Origin of the sequence: Microbacterium sp. Ld4, from assembly GCF_045066555.1 — a bacterium.
Lineage (GTDB): Bacteria > Actinomycetota > Actinomycetes > Actinomycetales > Microbacteriaceae > Microbacterium.
On the sequence record NZ_JBISHE010000005.1, the window covers coordinates 171222 to 191695 of the forward strand.

The window sequence follows — 20474 nt, forward strand, 5'->3', positions numbered from 1 at the left end:
ACCCTCGCTGGCAGCCGCGACGGCCTCGGCCTAGTGTCATCCCGTGTCCGGGACCGACAAGCTCTACTCCGCCCTGCTGCGACGCGACGCCGGTGCCGAGGCCGAGCTGCCGGACGACGTCCGCCGGAACGTCCCCCGCAACGGTCTGCGCCTCGTCGCCGCTAATGCGCTGCAGTCGACGGGCGATCAGACGGTGAACGCATCGACCGTGCTCCCCTGGCTGCTCACCGCGCTCGGCGCCCCGGCTGCGCTGATCGGCCTGCTCGTGCCGATCCGCGAATCGCTCTCGATGCTCCCCCAGGCGTTCCTCACGCCGATCGTCGTCCGGGTGCGACGACGCACCCGCGTCTTCGCGGCGGGCGCCGTCGTGCAGGCCGCGGCCGTGGCCGTGATGGCCGCCACCGCGGCCCTCGGCGAAGGCCTCGCGGCCGGCACCGTCATCCTCGTCGCCCTCGCGATCTTCGCGCTCGGCCGCTGCCTCTGCTCGATCGCGTCGAAGGACGTGCAGGGGCGGACCGTCCCCAAGGGTGAGCGCGGTCAGATCAACGGTCTCGCCACGACGGCATCCGGCATCGTCGCCATCACCCTCGGGCTCGCGATCCGCGTCTGGGGTGGCGACGACCTCACCGCCGGCATCCTCGCGTGGATCCTCGCGGCGGGCGCCGCACTGTGGGTGGCGTCGGCCGCCGTCTCTCGCGGCGTGCGCGAGCCCGCGCCTGCCGCCGTGGAGCGCTCCGCCGACGACCCGGGCTGGTTCGCCGACACCCTGCGACTCCTCCGGGAAGACCGCGACTTCCGCCTCTTCGTCGCCGTCCGGGGACTCCTCGTCGTCTCGGCCCTCGCGCCGCCGTTCGTCGTCAGCCTCGCCGTCGCGGCCGGGTCGGACGGGCTGGCGGGCCTCGGCGGGTTCGTCGTCGCCTCGGGAGTCGCCGCTCTGGTCGGCGGACGCATCTTCGGACGCTGGGCCGACCGGTCGAGCCGTCGTGTCATGACCTACGGCGCCGCAGCCGCCTCCGCCGTGATCATCGCGGTGGTCGCGGCCACGTCGCTTCCCGGTTTCTCGGGCTCGAGCGCGGGCGGCACGATCTTCTTCATCGGCGCGTACTTCGCCCTGACCCTCATCCACACCGGCGTTCGCGTCGGTCGCAAGACGTACGTCGTCGACATGGCCGAGGGCGACCTCCGCACCACGTACGTCGCCGTCTCGAACACCGCGATGGGCGTCATCCTGCTGGTGATCGGCGGCATCAGCTCGCTCATCGCCCTGGCCGGAGCGAGCTGGGCACTGCTCTTCCTCGCCGTGATGGGCTTCGTGGGCGTCATCGCCTCGCGGGGCCTGCGCGACGTGTCCCGCGGGCGGACCGCGGGCTGAGGAAGTCAGTCCTCGTCGTCGGCCTGCGTCTGGTGCACGGTGCCGTGTGCGTGGTGCGACGGCCCGTAGATGGAGTAGAGCTTCATCGGCTCGTCGCCGATGTTCGTGATGTTGTGCCAGGTGCCCGCCGGCACGAGGATCGCCCAGTCGGGCCCGACCGTCTCGTCGAACGGGAGGTCGTCTTCGGCGGGGCCCATCTGCACGCGCCCACGCCCCTGCTCGAGCCGGAGGAACTGATCGGTATCGGGGTGGACTTCGAGCCCGACGTCCCCTCCCACCGGGATCGCCATCACGGTCACCTGCAGGTGCTCCCCGGTCCACATGGCCGTCCGGAAGGTGCCGTTGGAGACGGTGGCCTTCTCGATGTCGAGAACGTGGGGGTGGGGTCCGTGGTCGCTGAAATCAGTCACGATCCCGACTGTAGGTGGCTGCGGCGACACGTTCCAGGCAGGTGAGGCTCCACTCACTCGCGCGGAGCACGACAATAGAGGGATGCCGACACCCCGGGATCCCGTTCTGCAGGCGATGGCGATGCGACGATCGCTCGCGAAAGTGGGGCCTGGCGCGCCCACCGATGAAGAGCTCCTCGACCTGCTCTCCGCGGTGACCCCCGTCGCCGATCACAAGGCGCTCCGGCCGTGGCGGCTGCTCACCCTCCGGGGCGACGATCGCGCGCGCCTGGGCGCGGCCCTCGACGCGGCCGCGGGCGTCGAGCGGGAAGCCGGCGAGATCAACACGAAGCCGTTCCGCTCCGACCTGCTGATCGCGATCATCGCGAGCCCTCGCCCTCACCCGAGCGCACCGACCTGGGAGCAGCACGCCACGGCGGCCGGCGCCGGGCACCTGCTCGAGCTCGCGCTGTGGCGAGCCGGATGGGGCGTCATGTGGCGCACCGGCCTCATGGTCAACTCCCCCGAGGTGCGCGCCCTCCACGGCCTCGCCGAGAGCGAGCTCCTGATGGGGTGGCTCTACGTCGGCAGCATCGACGCGCAGCTGCGCGAGCGCCTCGACGAGTCACCGCGCCCCGTGCTCGACCCGCGTCCGTTCCTGGGGCGCCTGCCCGGCTGAGCCCGCCCGGACGACGAAGAACCGCCTCCCCGGGATGGAGAGGCGGTTCTTGTCGTTCAGGACGGGCGGTAGGCGCCGACGACCGGGCAGTCGAACGGGTCGCGGGCCGCGAGCCCGACACGGTTCAGATAGTCGATCACGATCGCATACGACCGGATGAGGCTCGTCTCGGTGTACGGGACCCCGAGGGTGCGGCACTGCTCCATCACGATGTCGCGGGCACGCGCGAGGTGCGGGCGCGGCATGTTCGGGAAGAGGTGGTGCTCGACCTGATAGTTGAGACCACCCATGAGCCAGGTGGCCCACCAGCCGCCGCGGATGTTGCGGGAGGTGCGGACCTGCTTGCTGAAGAAGTCGAGCTTCGCGTCGGGGGCGATGACGGGCATGCCCTTGTGGTTCGGAGCGAAGGCGGCGCCCATGTAGAGGCCGAAGACGGCGAGCTGCACGCCCATGAAGGCGAACGCCATGCCGACGGGCAGCAGGAGGAAGACGGGGACGATCATGAGCGAGAGGCGCACCACGATCAGCGCGATCTCGAGCCAGCGCGCCTTGACGTCGCGCTCGGTCACCAGGTACTTCAGGCCGAGATAGTGCAGGTTCAGGCCCTCGAGGGTGAGGAGCGGGAAGAACAGCCATCCCTGGCGCTTCGTGATCGCACGGCGGATGCCGGTGGCCGACGCCGCATCGGTCTCGATGAACGAGATCGTGTCGATCTCGATGTCGGGGTCCTTGCCCACGCGGTTCGGGTTGGCGTGGTGGCGGGTGTGCTTTCCGGTCCACCAGGCGTAGCTGATGCCGACGACACCGGCGGCGAGGAAGCGCGCGAGGCGGTCGTTCGCCGGGCCGGAGGTCAGCACCTGACGGTGCGCAGCCTCGTGGGTGACGAACGCGACCTGGGTCAGCAGGATGCCGAAGGCCGCGGCGATGAGCAGCTGGAACCAGCTGTTCCCGAGGAGGATGAAACCTGTGATCGTCCCACCGAGGCCGAGCGCGAGGATCGTGCCGACGAGGGCATAGAACCAGGGTGTGCGCTGAAGAAGGCCGGTCTCGCGCACGACGCGGGACACGTCGGTGAAGGCCTTCGCCATGGGCGGGAACTCCTTCGTTCCGGCGTAGGTCTGACGGACAGGTCCGAGTCGTGACTCGAGGGCGGTGGAGGCGATGAAAGCACCTGCTTCTCACTGGAGGGCCCGGGGGGAGGCCGAGAAAACCGAGGGCAACTGCCGAAGGCTTGACGCCACACTACGGGGACGTCCATAGCCCGAACGGTATGCACCAGACATCTGCACGATGTTGCCAGGTGACACCCATACGAGCGCGCCCGTCACTGTTCCTGTGTTTTTGTCGGCATGGTCGCGCTCCTTACCTACTATCGATCGGTCGACGGTCGCCGTTAGGTGTCGTCGAGAATGGACACGTGGCCGAAGACCGTTACACCGAGGAAGACATCCGCGAGAGGTGGATCGAGTTCGGTAGCGCCGTCGATCGTCTAGTCCAGCGCGTCGGCGATCTGGACGAGTTCCCCGTCCTTGCTCGCAGCTCGCTCGCGGGTGATGACCGCAAGGCGCACCCGTTTGAGGTGTCGCGGGCCGTCCGCCATCTGATCAACGCGAGCATCGACCAGCTTCACGGGATCAAGGTGCTCCTCGTCGACGCCCAGGTCGAGCACCTCGCCGTTGGCCCTACCCTCGCCCGAGCGGCGACCGAGAACACAGCGACCGCTCTGTGGATCCTTGGACCAGCTCAACGGGCGGAACGCCTGAATCGCGTCTTCCGCTGGCACGTTCGCAACTACCAGGACGAGCGAAAGACGGTCGGCAAGTTCGTGGGGGACAGGCCTGACGCGAATATCTCCTCACTTATGAAGACCGCCACGATGCTCGGACTCGATCCCAAGGTTGAGCACGGGTACGCCATCAGCAAGCCGATCGAGGAAGCCCAGGACTTCACCGATATGGATGTGCTCTTCCTCTGGCAGGTCGCATCGGGTTTCGCGCATGGCCGCCCGTGGGCGTATCAAGGCTTGCTGCAGCGTCGGACGCTGCAGGTGAACGAAGGGCACAGAGTGATGCGGCTGGCCCCGCGGACCGATCTCTCCATTTGGTTACCGATGCAGGCGCTTCACCTGCTCGGCGAGGTCCTCCGACTCCGGGACCGCCGAGCCGGCTTACTCATGCCACCAATGCCCAACGGTGAACCCGACTCCAGCCGCCGCTGACAGGAGAAGGTGTCCCCGCTCGAGTAGGCGATTCGTCACAGATCCTTGGTGGCACGGAAGTCGTAGTCCTCGTCCATTCCGCTCGACAGCCAGATTTCCTCAGCCCCTGCGAAATCTTCGGTGCCATCATCTTCCGTGTCGAGCAGATTTCCCCACGAGGACGAGTCATCGAGGTGGTCCTCACCGCGAACGCAGCGGCAGGGAAAGAATTCCTGTGCAACGACCTCGCCGTTGACGATCTCATTCACAATTCGTTTGTGTGCTGCTCCAGTGGGCATATGCCGATGGTACGGACTCCCGGCAAACCGTCGGATGCTGTGTTCGTAAGAGGATCCCCGACGACGACGCAGGGGACGGTGATGGAGACCCCCGTCAGGAGCCTCCATCACCGGTTATTCACGCGCAGTTGCTTTTCGAGGTGGCGACGAAAGGCTTGCCGCTACCGAGGCGAGTTTGATAACAGCTGGTGTTTTTGTAGGTCGAATTCTTCAGGTTTCGCGCGAGGTCATCGAGAATCCCAGCGACAGTCTGGGCTCCGAACAAGCCGCAGAGCGTCCGGACCACGTTCCGTGTGAGCGGGTGCGGGATCTTGTCCAGTGTGAGGCAGATCACTGCCGGCGCGATCGAAGCTGCGAAGATCACTCCGGTCCCGAGCGCCTTTAGCATCAGCCCCGTCATATTCAAGTAGAAGCCGGGGCCCTGCGGCGCGTTAGCCAGCCCCAGGGTGATCATCGGGTCAGCGACCACAGGGAAGGTCGCACCCGTCGTGTCGACCGTCTGAGTGATCACTCCATTCGCGAATGTGTACTCGGTCGGCAGCGAGACGCCCTCGGCGTCTACAGCCCACGGAGCCGCAACGTGCGCGATGGTGATATTGATGTCCTCGACATCGATCATCACGTCGTATCCGCCGTTACTCGGCACGACTGTCGCTGCGTTTGGCACTGTGAACTCGAACTCCGCCGTGGATGATCCTTCCTTCAGCACGGATAGCGCCTGCACTCCCTCGGCGCGTGCGAGAACCCTCGAGTTCTCGACGTCGAGCGGCGTGATGTCGATCGAGACACCTCCGAGATCCAGGCTGCCTGTCTCGTCTGTCACTGACACGGCATCAGGGACAATTGCCACCTCACTCGGCGTGAGCTCATTACCGACGGCGACGAGCGCCTCATCGATGACCTCGCGGGTCTTGTCCACCGGTTCTGGAGCTGCAGTCGCGCTCTGACCCGAAACGATCAGTAGTACAACGGTCGCGGCCGCCACAAATGATCCGCGCCCAATGAATGAACCTGTCACTCTCACCTCAAAAGAGCCGAGCCCCCCTGGCTCGCTACCCCCTAAGGCTCACCCTTCCAGCAGCACACCTCCTGCGCAAGAAGCGGCACCAGTTATGGCTCGCTGACGGATCGACTGACCGTCGAGACGAATCCCACCGGCTCGTCAGAATAGGAGCGCCTGGATAGCGAGGGTCGCGACTCCGACGCCAGCGACGAGAAGCACAGCGCTCATCACACGTTCAGCACCCTTTGGATCTGCTTGCAGGTTGCGATAGCCGAAGTACATTCCGGCGGCGCCGAGCATAACGGCGATCACGGCGGAGAGCGGGCCGTATGCAGCGCCGACAACTGCCCCCGCGGCAACGGCGGCTATCGAGACGCCGCCCGCCAGAACGGTCAGCCAGCCCGGCTCAGGTGAGGTTCGCCGAAGTGCAGGGAGGTGCTCCCATGCCCGCAGCGATTGCCACCTTCCCATAACGAAGAGTGACACTCCGACCAGAGCTGCAATCCAGCCGATAACTGCCGGCGATGCGGCGATCAACCACAGCGCGGCGCCAACGAGCAGCGCGCCGAGCACCTCAACCCCGCGTCCAAGAAGGTAAGGGCCTCGGGCGCTGTCATCGCGCATGGGGTGACTGGCGCTCAAAATTTTCCCTTTCCGCTGATGGCTTTGGAAACAGCCTGCCGTGAGATGCCCAGATCCTGAGCGATGTCCACGATCGAGCGTTCACGGTTCTCGAGCCGTAGCGCTTCCCGGCGCTCCCGCGCTGCGAGGCCGGCACGATGACGAAAATGAGCGACACGTTCCTCTGCGAGCACAGCCCGGACCAGTGGAGTCGTTGCCGGGACGTCATCGAGGCGTTCGGAGTCGAGAGCCCGCCGGAGCAGACCCGCGTCGATCCCGAGCCTCGCGAGCCTCTCCGCGTAGATGCGGGCATCGATGTGAGCGCGGTAGGCCCCGATCAGACGCACCACGTCCCCACTATCGGTCATGCATTCATGATGACCGCAACCCTAGGTTTGCGCAACCCAGGGTTGCCTGGAATCGGGATGACCCCACCACCTGATCGAATGCATCCGCGGCGTCCCGTTTGCCGATCGCTCTACGGGATGCGGACGAGCTGGTCGCCCTTGGTGGCCGAGCCGCGGAATGGCGCGTGTGGGCAGCTTCGCTCTGTGTCGTCCTTCTCGCTGCGGTCCGTGTCGGGTCAGGTGGTGCCGATGACGAGGGTGCTGCGGGCGGCTTCGACGACGTCGTTGGTGATGACGTCGAGCTCGTTGATCTTCAGGACGCGTTGGATCTGTGGGAGCAGGCGTTCGAGGAGGCGGAAGTTGCCGCGGGTGATGCGTTCGACAGCGGCGATGGCTTGTGCGTCGGTGAAGTCGTCGGGGTCGAGTGTCTTGCCGAGCTTGCGCCATTGGCGTTCGAGGACGAACAGCAGCTCGTCGGGATCTACCGACCACACAGACTCACGCAAGCGCGTGGGCGTGTCCGTGACGGTCCATCGCTCCCCCGCATAGAACAAGCGACCAGTCGACGCTACGCGACGAGTGTCGATCGCCAGATGGATCGACGGATCTTGGAGCGCATCGCGGTCGAAGCCGGCCCCCTTCAATCGCTCACGAAAGAAGAGTTGCGCCTGGACGACGAGCCCGTGACGGTCGACCCGAAACCTAAGCCCGTACGCGCGTCGGTGGATCGACCTTGCGCCGCGCCTGGGAAGACCGCGACCGGAACGATCACGACGTCGTGGAGCTTCCAATCGAGTGCGCGGCACTCCTCCTGGGCGGTCTCGAGATCGGCGAGTTTCGGCATCCTGCCGCGCAGCGTGACGAAGACCTCCACATGGAAGAACTGTCCTTGGTCGCGGGTGCGGGTGCGCACCTGATCGACCCAGCGCAGCGATTCGAGGTGGTCGTGGATCTTGTCGATGTCGGGGTGCGGTCGGCCGTCGTCGAAGGTCGACGCCCGGACGTCCATGAGGTCGGCGATCGACCCGCGGGTGTTCTTCACGCCGTCCCACAGGATGCTGCCGGAGATGAAGATGGCCGCAGCGGCATCCGCCCACCAGAGACCGATGCCGATGCCGGCGACACCGACGATGGAGCCCACCGCCGTCATCCAGTCGGCCTTGTTCATGTCGGCGTCGGCGTAGAGGACCTTGTTGTGGAGGTCGCGTGCGAGGCGCATCTTGACGCGGCCGAAGTAGATGGGGAGCGGGATCGTCAGCGCCATCGCCGACATCATCAGCCATCCGAGCCAGACCGTCCCGCCGAACAGTTCGACGGAACCGATCGGGGGCCGCTCGCCGCGGATGAGCGTCAGGGCCGAGTCGACGAGGAGGAAGGCGCCCATCACGAAGAGGGCGACCCCGGAGACCAGGTGCGCGACGCCGACGGATCGGAACCAGCCGTAGGGGTGATCCTTCGTCCCTGGACGGGACATCACCCGGACGGCGAGCAGGAAGGCGAGCGGCGGCGCCAGCGAGAGCATGTCCTCGATCCAGGCCGCTCGCATGGCCTGCGAGCTGCCCGTGACGAGGCCGACGACCGGGATCGTCACGGCGAGGAAGGCGACCGTCGCCCATTCGATGCGGACCGCGCGGCGGAGGCTCCGGCGCTGGGCGTCGGGGAGGCTCTCGCGGAGGACGTTCTGGCGCGTCATGGCCGGGGCCCCTCCTCGCGGAGGTAGGTCTCCAGCTCGACCAGCAGCCGATTCTCCCCGGGACGGGTCAGCATCACGTGCTTCTCGACCGAGCCGTCGGATGCCGTCACCTCGGCGTAGGCGTCGGTCACCGCGGCCTTGTCGGTCCACGGGGTGTCATCGGTGAACCCTCCGATCGCGACATCGATCACCCCGCCCCTCAGGCTGTCGGCGAGGGTGGCCTCGGATCCCTCCGTCCAGGCGACGTCCGCGCCGTGGCGGCGGGCGAACTCCTCGATGAGGTCGACCTCGGTGCCCGTCGGCTCGGCGGACGACGTGTCGGTCCACGGCACGTTCGACGTGACACCGACCCGCAGCTCGCCGTCGGTGCGGACGCGCTCGAGGGTGCCGTCGACATCAGCCGGCACCGCCCCGCACCCGGCGAGCACTCCGAGGGCGACGGCGGACGCGACGGCTCCGAGCAGGCGCAGAGAACGGTCCATGGTTCCTCCCGCCGAGAGGGTACTGAGCGCGCCCGCTGCACCTCACCGGGGTTGACACCCCCGGCAGGATCGGCTCAGGCGAGGCGGTGCTCGTGGATGGGCGACGTGAAGGTCTGCCCGTTGATCTCCAGGTAGAGCTGGCGCTCGGTGACCGAGACGGTGATCGACGATCGGCGGTCGATCGCCTCCGCGGCATCCTCCACGAAGCCGCGATCGAAGCTGTAGAGCGGGATGTCCGCCGCGCGATGGATCGTCTTCCCCGCCCAGGTCGGAAGCAGTCGTGACGGCTGGCGCTGCGTGTAGATCGCGACGCGGCCCGCGAGCTTGCTCCCGGTGTGGAGGCGACCGGCATCGGGAGCGCCGACCTCGATCCACGCTGTCATCCGACCGGTGAGGTCACGGACGGCGACGGCAGGTTCGTCCGTCGCGGCGATGCCCTCGCTGAACGAGATGCCCGCCTCGTACTCGAGCGCGTACGCGAGGACCCGGGTCAGGAGGAACGCGCCCGTCTCGGAGGGGTGGCGCGCGACGCGCAGCGAGAGTTCGTCGTAGACGCCGCGATCGACGTCGGCGAGGTGCACGGTGAACGCGTGCATCGTCGATCCGATGGCCATTCCCTGAGCATACGGGCGCTCGCGGCCACCGAAATGCGGGGAACGGCCGCCCCCCTCCGACGGTGTGCCACGATGCAGAGATGGACAACGGCGCCGCTGCGGAGCTCCGCGCACTCCGCCTCCGGGCGTATGGGCCTCATGCCGACATCGACGCGGACCCGGCCGCCCGCGCTCGACTGAGCGAGCTCGAAGCCGCAGAGAGAGCCGAGCGGATGCCGCTCGTCGCCGCGGGGGCTCCGGCATCCGCATTCACAGATGTGACCCCTCGTCCGCTCCCACCCCCGGCCGTCGACGCGGTCGGAGCCGCCAGATCGCTCGACGCCCGTCACGGCGCGCCCCGCACGACGGTGACCTCGACGACGACCGCGGCGCCCGCCCCTGACGCCCGGCGGCGGAGATTCGTGCTCGCCCTGACGTGGGCCGGTTCGCTTGCGCTGGTCGCCACCGTGGCGGTCGCGCTCACGGCGGCGTTCTCGGCGCGGACGGCACTGCTCGGGCCGGCCACCGCCGACGACGCCGGCATCCGACACGTCACGACCCTCGCACTCGATCCCGACTCCGACGTCGCGGACGAGCTCGGGATGGGCGGGTTCGGCGGCGAGCCGCCCGTCACGTACGAGCCCTACCTCGGCTTCACGCCGATCTCCGGCGCCTGGGGGCCGCCGGGAGACCAGCAGACGTGCGTCACCCTGGTGTCGGTGCCGGAGGACCCGGGCCCCGACGAGCCCGGCATCGAGTGGTCGTTCTCGGGATGCGGCGCCGGTCCGTTCGCGGCGTCCCTCCAGTTCACGGTGGAGACGTCGTCGCCGGAGGCGGTGAAGGCCGCACACCCCGTGGGCACGGCGCTGCAGTTCGTGCTGCAGGGCGAAACCGTCGAGGTGTTCGCCGCCGATCCTCCCGCCGTCGAGGCGGGCGGGCGGCAGCGGTGAGGATCAGACGCGCTCGTAGGTGAGGCAGTCGGCCGACTCCGCACCGGGGCCCACGCGCACGGCGGTGGCCGAGCATTCCAGGGCGTCGTTGTAGCGGCATTCCGCGCGCTGGCACGCGCCCACGTGGCTCACGACCTTGTCGAGCCCGCCCTTGGTGCCGAGCGGGATGAACGTCGCGCACTCGGCGTCTCCGACCGAGCCGCCGATCGTGACGGCTGCGGCATGGCAGTGGGAGTGATCGTTGTAGGAGCAGCCGAGCGCGGCGCACTCGGACACACGGGGCAGATCATCGAGAGTGATGCTCATGTCGTCCTCCAGGAAGGTGATGGTGAGCCCGACGTTACGCCGCCACCCCCAGGGTTTGGCCAGCCTTAGTCGCAATATTCTTCCCAGATCACGCGCCTATTCTTAGTTAGGTGAGCCTCACCACTCTCGCGAGAGGGTGATACCAGGAAACAAAGTTTTTCCACAAGGGTTCCATCCCCCCTTCTTCGCGGGTGTACTCTCCGATCACCCCTCGCTGGGGAGGGGGATCGTGATCGGTGACACGAGGAACCGCACCCGCACGGTTTCTCTTCGTCATCATCGCTCCAGCCGGCACGCCCCCGCGCGCCGTCATACCGCTCCCGTCGTGCATCCGCACCACGTTCACGCACCACCGCTCCACCACCCGAACCACCCCTTCTCCGAGCCCGCACCGCGGCAGAAAGGAATGTCGACTCTTCCGGGGGGAACTCGGGGGAAAGAACGCCATGGCAGTCTTACCCCGCGCTGAGGACGACCACGTGCCGCACGGCTGGTGGTCGCGGCTCGTCGACGCCCACATCGAGGATGCGCTGGCCTCGTCGTGCCGCACACGCATCGTCATCGTCGGGCCGGCCGGGTCGCAGACATCGACCCTGATGCGTCATCTCCGCGAAGAGTTCACCCGTCGCGACGGATCGTCCGATCGGATCCGCTTCATCAACGATGCCCAGTTGCTGACCGATGCGGAGATCGACGACCTCGAGGCGCACCTCGAGCAGGAGGATGCCGGCGTCGTGCTCACCTGCCGCCCGTGGCCCCGGAGCGATCGCCTCCGCGGCCTCCTGCAGCAGCTCGAGCAGGCCGCGCCGCCGCTCGTCCTCGGGCAGGTCGACGCCAGGGACGTCGTGACGATCGCCGGCCGTGAGGGCGTGACATTGACCGAATCGTGCGCACGGTCGATCACGGATCTCTGCGGATCCGTGGTCTGGCTCGTCCGCGAGGCGGTTGCCGCTCACGGCGACGGACCGTGCCACGACGCCGCCCACGACGGCGTCGCGCGCACTCTCGCCGACCTCATCGCCGAGCGTCTCGCGATGACCGACCCCGACGTCGCCGCGAGCGTGCGCCGCGCCAGTCTCGAAAGCGCCGGCCCCGGGATGCCGTCCAACGGTGCCTTCGTCAGCGACGACGACGCCGCCCGCGCTCACGCGCTGGGCTTCCTCCACCGCAACGGGCGTTCGATCCCCGTCATCCGCACGGCCGTCCTGCGCTCGACGCCCGTCTCCGAGATGGTGTCGATCCTCGGCGATGCGCAGGGTCCGCTCGCGCCCGACGTCGTCGACTCCTTCGGAGCGGTGACGGATCCCCGGCTGGCGCGGACCCTCCTGGCCTACGCCGACGACGCAGCCGGCCGGGACGAAGTGCGCACCGCCGAGCTGTACGACGCCGCACGCAATGCGGGTGCGGACCCCCTCGACGTGGCCGTGCGCCTCGCGCGCCTCGCCTGGTCGCGCGGCGAGATCGACACGGCGGCCGCCGAGATCGACGCCGCCGAGATGCCCACCGGGCACCCCTCGCACGACTCCGCCGTCGATCTCATCGGCGCCGTCTGGAGTGCTCGGGGCTTTCTCGAGGTGAGCGGCGCGACCTTCCGTGCGCACTCGCTGACAGAGCCGCGGGTGCGCACCCATGCCGCGATCGCGACGCTCGGGACGGGCCACGCCGACCTGCTGGAGGCGGTGACCGCCGACCCGCTGATCACCGCGGCGATGCCCACGACCCTCTCAGTGTCGCGCCGACTCATGATGCGCGGGCTCTCGGCATCCGTCTCCTCACGCTTCGACGGCGCGCTCGACGATCTCGTCCGCGCGAGCGAGATCTACACCGACGCGCAGGAGGACGGGCCCATCCCCGAACTCCCGGCCGTGCTCGCCACCATGACCGCGGTCAATGCCGGCGAGCTCGACACCGCCCACACGATCCTCACGGGCGCCCTCATGAACGGACACGGGGGCGGCTGGGCGCGACCACGGCTGCTCCTGTGGGCCGCGTGGGTCGCCGTGCAGCGGCAGCAGCCCGACGACGCCTCCGCACGGATGGCCGAAGTGGATGCCTCGCCGATGCCGCTCGGGGGCCGCGACGTGCTCCTCCGCGACGCGGTGCTGCTCGCCTACGTGCGCCGCTACGGCGCTCCCGGTGAGCTCCGGCCTCTCTGGGAGCGGGTCCGCGACGACATCCGCGTCGTCGAGCCCGACCTCTTCACGATCCATCCCCTCGCGGAGTTCCTCGCGGTCTCCGCGATGTTCGACGACACCGCGCGCACCGATGCCGTGCTCCGGACGACGCTGGCGATGTCCGCGCGTCTGGGCGACCCACCGCTGTGGGCCGGGCACCTGCACTGGGCCGCCTTCCTGCAGGCGGCCAATGATCCGACCGAGCGATCCACCGCCGCGCATGTGAAGGTCCTGCTGTCGCTCGCCGCCTCCAGCAACGTCTGCGCGGCGATGGCGGCGGCGGCCTCGCAGTGGATTCTCACCGACCTCGGCGAGATCGACGTCGCACGCGTCGAAGAGGCGGCCGAGCGCCTCGCGTCCGTCGGGCTGTCGTGGGATGCCGCCCGGCTGGCCAGCGCCGCCGCCGACCATGTCGACCACCGTCGGCCGAGCGCACTGCTCACCACGATCGCGCGCCGGCTGCACCCTCGCGCCCTCGGCGCCGAGAATCGCGACGACCTGCCCGCGCCCGAACCTGCGCCCGATCCGCTCACCGCGCGGGAGCGCGAAGTGGCGGCTCTCGTCGTGAGCGGCAAGACCTATGCCGAGATCGGAGAGGCGATCTTCATCTCGCCGCGCACGGCGGAGCACCACATCGCACGCATCCGCCGCCGCATCGGAGCGACATCGCGAGCGGACCTCATCACCAAGCTGCGCTCGATCGTCGACGGCGACGACACGGGCCCGCGGTGGACCGCCTGATCCTCATCACCGGCGGCGGAGATGCGGGAGAAAAGGGGACGGGCTCCCTCACTTCGCTCAGTGGGGACTGAGGCGTAGGAGAGAGCCCGCCAAACCATCCCGACTCCTCGCCGCGCGAGCTTGGGGACAACACGCGGCGGAAACCGCTGGGGAGCGGCTTGGAACCTGACCGGACGGCGCTTTCATGCTAGTCCAACGCTTTCCCGGACAACAGAGTCGTGGTGAACGAGCCGGTTTCGTCACGGGTCCGCGCCCCCTAACCGACTCCCTAATCTCGAACCCCCCATGGGGGACGTGAGATTAGGTTTGTCCCCCTATTGGTGGACAAGCGGCAGGCGGGTAGCGTTCCATCTGTCGCAGTTCGAAATGCTTTGGGGAGCGCTTCGGAACACCCGGCGACGACACGATGGAATGGGGCGATCTTGGGGGAACTTTCCCATGTCTATCTGGGATCTTCGTGCGGTGCAGCCCACTCGGGCGCACCGCACGAAGAGCACCGACACGGCGGGCCGCGCGGCGGGCTCGACGTCAGTCGCTGAGTCATCAGCGACTCGTTGATCCGAGGGGTCGGATCAACGAGAACACCGCCCGACGTGGGAGTCGAGCGGAGCCGTAGGGGGTTTTCGGGAAACCGAGGCCGCCACAACTTGGGGACTGCAGATCTGATCTGCAGTGGGGAGGTGCGGGCTTCGGTCCGTGCCTGAAACTGGGGAAGACGTCCATGGGGATGGAACGTGACGTGCTCGGACGCCGAAACCGGCGTGCCGGCACCATGACGGGCGATCGCGCCACCGACGAGGTGCGGTCATGACGTCGTCCGCTGCGGCGACGTCGCTCGATGTCGCGCTGACACCGCGACTGTCTGCGGATGCCGCTCGGCGTCTGCGGCAGCGGAGCCGGCACCGGCTCCGACTCGTCGTCGGAGACGCCGTCGCCGTAGCGATGAGCGTCGGCGGCGCTGCGCCCCTGTGGCGGGAGGCTCACCTCGACCGGACGGCCCTCCTGCCCGGGGCGCTCGCGCTCGCCCTTCTCTTCCTGATCGCGCTCAGCGTCGCGCGGAGCGCCGCTGCGCAGCTCACGGTCGCCGACGAGGCCCGCCGCGTCGCCGCCGCCGCTGCCGCGACGTTCGCCCTGGGCGCAAGCATCGTCGCCGTCGCCCCCTCGGCGACCGGACGGGCGCTCCTGATCTGCGTCGTCCCGCTCGCGCTGGCCCTCGTCGGCCTCGGCCGGCTCTACTGGCGCACCGGCGCCCCGCGCGGGCAGCGGCCCCGCGAGCCGCGCACCGTGCTCGTCGGCGACCGGGCGGCACTCGAAGCGCTCCTCCCGGCACTCGGGCGCGATGCCCGTCTCGGTTTCGACGTGATCGGGACGACGCTCGTCGGCTCGGATGCCACGCCGGCACTCCTCGGTCCGGGCGACCTGCCTCTCCTCGGCCCCGCCGAGTCGACTGCCGCGGTCGCCCGGTCGATGGACGCCGACACCGTCATCGTCGTGGGGGCGACGCCCGAGCCCGACTTCGTCCGTCGCCTCAGCTGGCAGCTCGAGGGCACGGCGATCACCCTGCTTCTCGCGACCACCCTGACCGACGTCGTGGCCGGTCGCATGACGCTCCGCCGCAGCACCGGTCTCGCTCTCGTCGGCATCCGAGTCCCGACCTACGACGGAGCGCAGCACCGGGTCAAACGCGTGCTCGACGTCGTCACCGCCTCGCTCGCACTCGTTCCCATCGCGGTGCTCACACCGCTGATCGTCCTCGTCATCCGGCTCGACTCGGCCGGCCCGGCGCTCTTCCGGCAGAGGCGGGTCGGCCGCGACGGCCGCGAATTCGACATGCTCAAGTTCCGCACCATGCGAGTCACGGCAGAAGCCGAGCTCGAGGCGATGGCGGGACAGAACGAGGCATCCGGAGCGCTCTTCAAGCTCCGCCAGGATCCCCGGATCACCCGGGTCGGGCGGGTGCTGCGCAAATACTCCATCGACGAGCTCCCGCAGTTCTGGAACGTGCTGCGCGGCGATATGAGCGTCGTCGGGCCCCGTCCCCCCCTGCCGCGAGAGGTGCGCCTGTACGACGTGCCCGTCTTCCGCCGGCTGTACCTGCGGCCCGGGATCACCGGACCGTGGCAGATCGGAGGGCGGAGCGACCTGTCGTGGGACGACACCGTCCGCCTGGACCTGCACTACGTCGAGAACTGGTCGGTCGCGTGCGACCTGGGAATCATGCTCCGCACCGCGGGCGTGGTGCTCCGAGCGAAGGGAGCCTACTGATGGCTATGCGTGTGGCGACATCGCCGATTCGAGTACGGACGACCCGCACGGCACCGGCGGTTCCGGTTCCGGTCCTGGCACCGCCGCCCCCGGCTCCAGCACCATCGGGCCCTCCGAGCGTCCGCATCGCCGGAACCGACGTGCACCTGGTCGATGCGGCCGGCGCCGTCGAGATGATCGCCGACGCCGTGGTGCACCGGGACGTGCGCCCCTTGGCGGTGGTGTCGATCAACCTCGACCACGTGCACCACGGCGGCGCGATTCCCACCTCAGCGGCGCGCACGCGCTGGCTGAACCTCATCGACGGCGCACCGATCGCGAGCCAGGCAGAGCGGATGACCGGCACCGCCTGGCCGCGACTGGCCGGGAGCGACCTCGTCGGGGACATCCTGCGCGAGGCCGACACCCAGCGCTGGCGCGTCGCCGTGCTGGGCGGGTCGCCGGAGGTCCGGACGTCGCTGCACCAGCGGGTCACCACCGAGTGGCCCGGGGTCCGACTCGTCGGACATTGGACTCCGACGCGCGACGAGCTCGCCTCACCGGCGTCATCGGCTGCGATCGCCGCGCAGATCCGCTCCTCGGGAGCGGACGTGGTGATCGTGTGCCTGGGAAAGCCTCGCCAAGAGAAGTGGATCGCAGACTTCGGTCACGAAACCGGCGCGGGTGTCCTGCTCGCGTTCGGGGCGGTCGTGGACTTCCTGGCAGGTCGAGTGTCGCGGGCACCCCGGTGGGTGTCCCACGCGGGACTCGAATGGATGTGGCGGCTCATGCTCGAGCCACGACGATTGGCGAGACGGTACCTCATCGAGGGACCTCCGGCCTTCATGGCCGTCCGCCGATCGACGGTTCGACAGGAAGCCTGAACCGCCGCCCGCACGCGGGCACGGCCGGGTGTCCCCCCGCCCGGCCGTGCCCGTTCTGTGGGCTGACGAAGCGCTCCTGAGCGCCGCGACAGCCGCAGATCTGCAGTCCACAGGGGGGAATCAGGGGGAAACAGAATGGATGAATCCACGCCGACCGGCGCCCATCGGGGTGCTGCTCCACGGCGAGCCATCACGCTGGCCGCCGTGGCGATCGCAGGGATCGTCATCGTGGGCGCCGTCATCGCGGGAACGGTCATCGGCGGGGCGTCTGCGCCGCCGGCCGGCTCTGCCGCAGCGGAGCCACCGGCATCCGCGCTTCCCGCCCCCGGGCCCGAGCCCGACGCGACACCGGTCGCCGGAAGCGAAGTGCAGCCCCCCGACACCACGAGCCGGTCGGCGGGGGTGCCTCTCATGACGCCCGCCCCACGAATGTCACCGGTTCCCGCGCCCACCCCCGACGCCGAGACCGGCGGGCTCGCAGACGGATACCCCGCGGCCCTCGCCGGCCCGCTGCCGGGTGACGCCGTGATCACCAGCTCGGTCGCGGCCGAGGGCGGCACGGTGCAGGCGGCGCTGACCGCACGCACCTCGAAGACCCCCGACGCCATCCGAGACCACTATCGCGACCTGTGGGCGACGGCCGGCCTCCAGCCCGCCAGCGGCTCGGACGAAGAGATGACGTACACCGGCCCGGGCGCAGCGATGACGCTGGTCGTCGCGGATGCCGGCACCGGCACGTCCTACACGCTGTTCGCCGTCCTGCAGACGGACTGACGCGTGTACATCTCGCTCCGCTCCGCTCCGGCCGCCTCGGCCGGCCGCCCCCGCGGCATCCGCACCGTCTCATCGACGGTCGTGACCCTCGGGATCGTGTCCTTGCTCACCGACATCTCCTCGGAGTCGGTCGCCGCGATCCTGCCGCTCTACGTCACGGGGGTCCTCGGGCTCTCCACCGTCGCCTTCGGCGTGCTCGACGGGCTGTACCAGGGGGTGAGCGCGCTCGTCCGCATCGCCGGCGGCTACACCAGCGACCGCATCGGCCGGCCGAAGTGGGTCGCCTTCAGCGGCTACGCGACGGCCGCCGTAGCGCGCGCAGGTCTGCTGTTCGCCTCGGGCTTCGCGGCACTGTCGATCGTCCTCACCGCCGACCGCATCGGCAAGGGAGTGCGCACAGCGCCGCGCGACGCGCTCATCGCCGCCGCATCGGCGCCGGAAGACCGCGGCCACGCCTTCGGCGTGCACCGGATGCTCGACAACATCGGAGCCGCGCTCGGACCCCTCATCGCATTCGTCATCCTGTGGGCGATCCCTGACGGTTTCGATGTCGTCTTCGCCGCGTCGCTCGCGTTCTCGGTGCTGGGCGTCGTGATCCTCGCGCTGCTGGTTCCGAATCTGCGCAGCCGCCGCGCCGCCGCAGGCGGCGCACGCGGCGACGACGACGCAGCCCACGCCGCGCACCGCGCCGACGCCCCGCCGCGCCGACGCCGTGACTGGCGAGCGCTCACCCGCGGCCCGCTCCGCCGCGTGCTCGCGGCGGCCGGCATCCTGGGGCTCCTCACGATCGGCGACGGATTCATCTACCTCGTCCTGCAGGCGCGGAGCGACTTCGCGGCGCAGTGGTTCCCCCTCCTCTACGTCGGCACGAACGTCGCCTTCCTCGCTTTCGCCATCCCGCTCGGTCGACTGTCCGACCGCATCGGCCGCGCACGGGTCTTCGTGTTCGGCCACCTGGCGTTGCTCGCCGCCTACCTCGTGGCCACGCTCGCCGTCGACGACCTCGTCGCGACCGCGCTGTGCTTGCTTTTCCTCGGCGCCTTCTACGCCGCGACCGACGGAGTCCTCGCAGCGCTCGCCGCGGAGCTCACCCCGGCCGACACGCGCGCCACCGGCATCGCGGCGGCGCAGACGGTGGTCGCCCTCTCGCGGTTCGCGTCGGCATCCGTCTTCGGAGTGATGTGGTGGGCGCTCGGGCAGGACGTCGCGCTCGTGGTCGTCGCCGCACTCCTCGCCGTCGCCGTGCCCGTGTCGGCGCTGATCCTGCGTCCGCTGCTCGCGGTGAGGTCGACGTGATCCGGCGGACGCGGGTGGCCATCGTCGCCGGTGCGGCCGCGGTCCTCCTCGGCGGCACGCTGGCCTTCGGCGTCTCGGCGTGGGCAGCGCGTCAACAGGCCCTCGCCGGCCCGAGCGACGCCCAGATCGCCGCCGCGGGCAGCTGGGCCGGAGAGGAGCGGCTCGTCTTCCGCAACACTGCTCCGGGCGACGGCTACGGCCATGTCGCGAGCGTTCCGCTCGGCGACCCCGCCGGGCCCCGCACGGTATCGGCCGATGTCTGCGACCGGGTCGACGCGACCGGCGAGCTGCTGGCGTGCCTGCGCACGGTGCGCGGGATCGTGCCGCAGTACACCGCGACGGTCACCTCCGCCGACGGCGCCGTCGACGCCTCGTGGCCCCTCCCCGGCGTGCCGAGCCGCACCCGGTTCTCGCCCGACGGATCGCTCGTCGCGACGACATCGTTCGTGACCGGTCACTCGTACGCATCGATGGGATTCTCGACGTCGACCGTGATCGCCCGCACCGACGGTCAGGGCACCGGAGCCGACCTCGGAAATCTCGAGGAGTGGACCCTCCTCCGCGGCGGCACGACCGTGGCTCCGGCCGATCGCAACTACTGGGGTGTCACCTTCGCCGACGACGACACGTTCTATGCCACCGTCGGCATGAACACCGCCGGCACGACCGCGCTGGTGCGTGGAGACATCCGCTCGCGCACCCTGACGACCCTGGCGGACAACGTCGAGTGCCCGTCACTGTCACCCGACGGCAGCCGGGTGGCGTTCAAACGCGTCACCGGCGGCACGCTTCCCGCCGTCCACTGGACGCCGGCGATCTACGACATCACGACCGGGAAGATCGACGTGCTCCCCGAGGAGCGGAGCATCGACGACCAGATCGAATGGCTCGATGACGACACCCTGCTCTACGGGATGCCGCGACCGGACGCCCCCGGCGACAGCGACGTCTGGCGGCTCGAGGTCGATGGGGGGGCCGCTCCGGAGATCTTCATCGAGCACGCATGGTCGCCGGCTGTCGTCGCCGACGGGACTGCCGGATGACGATCAGCCACGCCAGCAGCGCACCGATCAGTGCACCGAGACCGTTCGCGACGACGTCGCGGAGCGTCGCCGTGCGTGCCGGGAGGAGCAACTGCGTGACCTCGGCGAGCACCGACAGGGCGAGCGCGATCATCATGCCCCACCAGGGCCGGCGGAAGAGGAGGGTCGACAAGAAGCCGAGCGGCGCGAACATGACGACGTTGCCGGCGAACTCGACCCACCCCTGCCGAACGAACGACAATCCGAGGTCGTCGCGGATGACGCGCGTGATGGCGTCGACCGCCGCCGACGGTGACGACGGCGCGAAGAGCACCATGATCACCGCCAGGGCGTACAGCCCGAGCCCCGCCCACACCATCCACCGCCACTCTCGCTGCACGCGCCCAC

General features: G+C 69.3%; 21 protein-coding genes and 1 pseudogene. 10 read left to right on the top strand and 12 right to left on the bottom strand.

Annotated elements, in window-relative coordinates; genetic code table 11:
* Positions 1-43 precede the first annotated feature (43 nt).
* Complete coding sequence (locus ACJJV7_RS02355; protein WP_405372045.1) at positions 44-1372, top strand: MFS transporter; 1329 nt, start codon at positions 44-46, stop codon at positions 1370-1372.
* Between the two features lie 5 nt (positions 1373-1377).
* On the opposite strand, the gene ACJJV7_RS02360 is transcribed toward ACJJV7_RS02355, so the two are convergent.
* On the bottom strand, positions 1378-1782 hold the full coding sequence (locus ACJJV7_RS02360) for a cupin domain-containing protein (RefSeq protein WP_405372047.1): 405 nt from the start codon (positions 1780-1782) through the stop codon (positions 1378-1380).
* A gap of 82 nt (positions 1783-1864) precedes the next feature.
* Between ACJJV7_RS02360 and ACJJV7_RS02365 the strand changes: the two genes are divergently transcribed.
* Entirely contained in the window at positions 1865-2440 is a 576-nt protein-coding gene (locus tag ACJJV7_RS02365) for a nitroreductase family protein (protein WP_405372049.1), read from the top strand.
* A gap of 56 nt (positions 2441-2496) precedes the next feature.
* Here ACJJV7_RS02365 and ACJJV7_RS02370 read toward each other — a convergent pair whose 3' ends face one another.
* Entirely contained in the window at positions 2497-3603 is a 1107-nt protein-coding gene (locus ACJJV7_RS02370; protein WP_405372182.1) for a fatty acid desaturase family protein, read from the bottom strand.
* 254 nt (positions 3604-3857) lie between these two features.
* On the opposite strand from ACJJV7_RS02370, the gene ACJJV7_RS02375 reads away from it, so the two are divergent.
* Complete coding sequence (locus ACJJV7_RS02375) at positions 3858-4658, top strand: hypothetical protein (RefSeq protein WP_405372051.1); 801 nt, start codon at positions 3858-3860, stop codon at positions 4656-4658.
* Between the two features lie 35 nt (positions 4659-4693).
* On the opposite strand, the gene ACJJV7_RS02380 is transcribed toward ACJJV7_RS02375, so the two are convergent.
* The 8 genes and pseudogenes from ACJJV7_RS02380 to ACJJV7_RS02415 form a co-directional block, all read right to left on the bottom strand.
* The gene (locus ACJJV7_RS02380) at positions 4694-4936 is read right to left on the bottom strand and encodes a hypothetical protein (RefSeq protein ID WP_405372052.1); all 243 of its coding nucleotides are present in this window, start codon (positions 4934-4936) and stop codon (positions 4694-4696) included.
* A gap of 118 nt (positions 4937-5054) precedes the next feature.
* On the bottom strand, positions 5055-5921 hold the full coding sequence (locus ACJJV7_RS02385; protein WP_405372053.1) for a hypothetical protein: 867 nt from the start codon (positions 5919-5921) through the stop codon (positions 5055-5057).
* Between the two features lie 177 nt (positions 5922-6098).
* The gene (locus ACJJV7_RS02390; protein ID WP_405372054.1) at positions 6099-6563 is read right to left on the bottom strand and encodes a hypothetical protein; all 465 of its coding nucleotides are present in this window, start codon (positions 6561-6563) and stop codon (positions 6099-6101) included.
* Positions 6564-6577: 14 nt separating this feature from the next.
* Positions 6578-6910: a hypothetical protein gene (locus ACJJV7_RS02395; protein ID WP_405372056.1), complete on the bottom strand. Its 333-nt coding sequence runs from the start codon at positions 6908-6910 to the stop codon at positions 6578-6580.
* A gap of 233 nt (positions 6911-7143) precedes the next feature.
* A pseudogene (locus ACJJV7_RS02400) lies at positions 7144-7383 on the bottom strand (ATP-binding protein); the annotation flags it as partial.
* Between the two features lie 164 nt (positions 7384-7547).
* On the bottom strand, positions 7548-8600 hold the full coding sequence (locus ACJJV7_RS02405; RefSeq protein WP_405372057.1) for a cation diffusion facilitator family transporter: 1053 nt from the start codon (positions 8598-8600) through the stop codon (positions 7548-7550).
* A complete protein-coding gene (locus ACJJV7_RS02410; RefSeq protein WP_405372059.1) occupies positions 8597-9082 on the bottom strand; it encodes a transporter substrate-binding domain-containing protein in 486 nt (161 codons plus the stop codon). The genes ACJJV7_RS02405 and ACJJV7_RS02410 overlap by 4 nt, the downstream gene beginning before the upstream one ends.
* Before the next feature lie 74 nt (positions 9083-9156).
* Entirely contained in the window at positions 9157-9696 is a 540-nt protein-coding gene (locus ACJJV7_RS02415) for a YaeQ family protein (RefSeq protein ID WP_405372061.1), read from the bottom strand.
* A gap of 80 nt (positions 9697-9776) precedes the next feature.
* Here ACJJV7_RS02415 and ACJJV7_RS02420 point away from each other — a divergent pair, with 80 nt between their 5' ends.
* Positions 9777-10625 (top strand): hypothetical protein, encoded by an 849-nt coding sequence (locus ACJJV7_RS02420; RefSeq protein WP_405372063.1) that lies wholly within the window; start codon positions 9777-9779, stop codon positions 10623-10625.
* 3 nt (positions 10626-10628) lie between these two features.
* On the opposite strand, the gene ACJJV7_RS02425 is transcribed toward ACJJV7_RS02420, so the two are convergent.
* The gene (locus ACJJV7_RS02425; protein WP_405372065.1) at positions 10629-10931 is read right to left on the bottom strand and encodes a DUF1540 domain-containing protein; all 303 of its coding nucleotides are present in this window, start codon (positions 10929-10931) and stop codon (positions 10629-10631) included.
* A gap of 446 nt (positions 10932-11377) precedes the next feature.
* Between ACJJV7_RS02425 and ACJJV7_RS02430 the strand changes: the two genes are divergently transcribed.
* The 6 genes from ACJJV7_RS02430 to ACJJV7_RS02455 all read left to right on the top strand — a co-directional run bounded on the left by ACJJV7_RS02430 (position 11378) and on the right by ACJJV7_RS02455 (position 20087).
* Entirely contained in the window at positions 11378-13846 is a 2469-nt protein-coding gene (locus tag ACJJV7_RS02430) for a LuxR C-terminal-related transcriptional regulator (RefSeq protein ID WP_405372066.1), read from the top strand.
* A gap of 807 nt (positions 13847-14653) precedes the next feature.
* Positions 14654-16111, top strand: coding sequence for a sugar transferase (locus ACJJV7_RS02435; protein ID WP_405372068.1), 1458 nt, complete (start codon positions 14654-14656; stop codon positions 16109-16111).
* 140 nt (positions 16112-16251) lie between these two features.
* Complete coding sequence (locus ACJJV7_RS02440; protein ID WP_405372070.1) at positions 16252-16974, top strand: WecB/TagA/CpsF family glycosyltransferase; 723 nt, start codon at positions 16252-16254, stop codon at positions 16972-16974.
* 204 nt (positions 16975-17178) lie between these two features.
* On the top strand, positions 17179-17748 hold the full coding sequence (locus ACJJV7_RS02445; RefSeq protein WP_405372072.1) for a hypothetical protein: 570 nt from the start codon (positions 17179-17181) through the stop codon (positions 17746-17748).
* A gap of 3 nt (positions 17749-17751) precedes the next feature.
* Complete coding sequence (locus ACJJV7_RS02450) at positions 17752-19044, top strand: MFS transporter (protein ID WP_405372074.1); 1293 nt, start codon at positions 17752-17754, stop codon at positions 19042-19044.
* Complete coding sequence (locus ACJJV7_RS02455) at positions 19041-20087, top strand: hypothetical protein (RefSeq protein WP_405372075.1); 1047 nt, start codon at positions 19041-19043, stop codon at positions 20085-20087. Before ACJJV7_RS02450 ends, ACJJV7_RS02455 begins: the two co-directional genes overlap by 4 nt.
* On the opposite strand, the gene ACJJV7_RS02460 is transcribed toward ACJJV7_RS02455, so the two are convergent.
* On the bottom strand, positions 20035-20466 hold the full coding sequence (locus ACJJV7_RS02460; RefSeq protein WP_405372077.1) for a VanZ family protein: 432 nt from the start codon (positions 20464-20466) through the stop codon (positions 20035-20037). The genes ACJJV7_RS02455 and ACJJV7_RS02460 overlap by 53 nt on opposite strands.
* Positions 20467-20474: the final 8 nt, after the last annotated feature.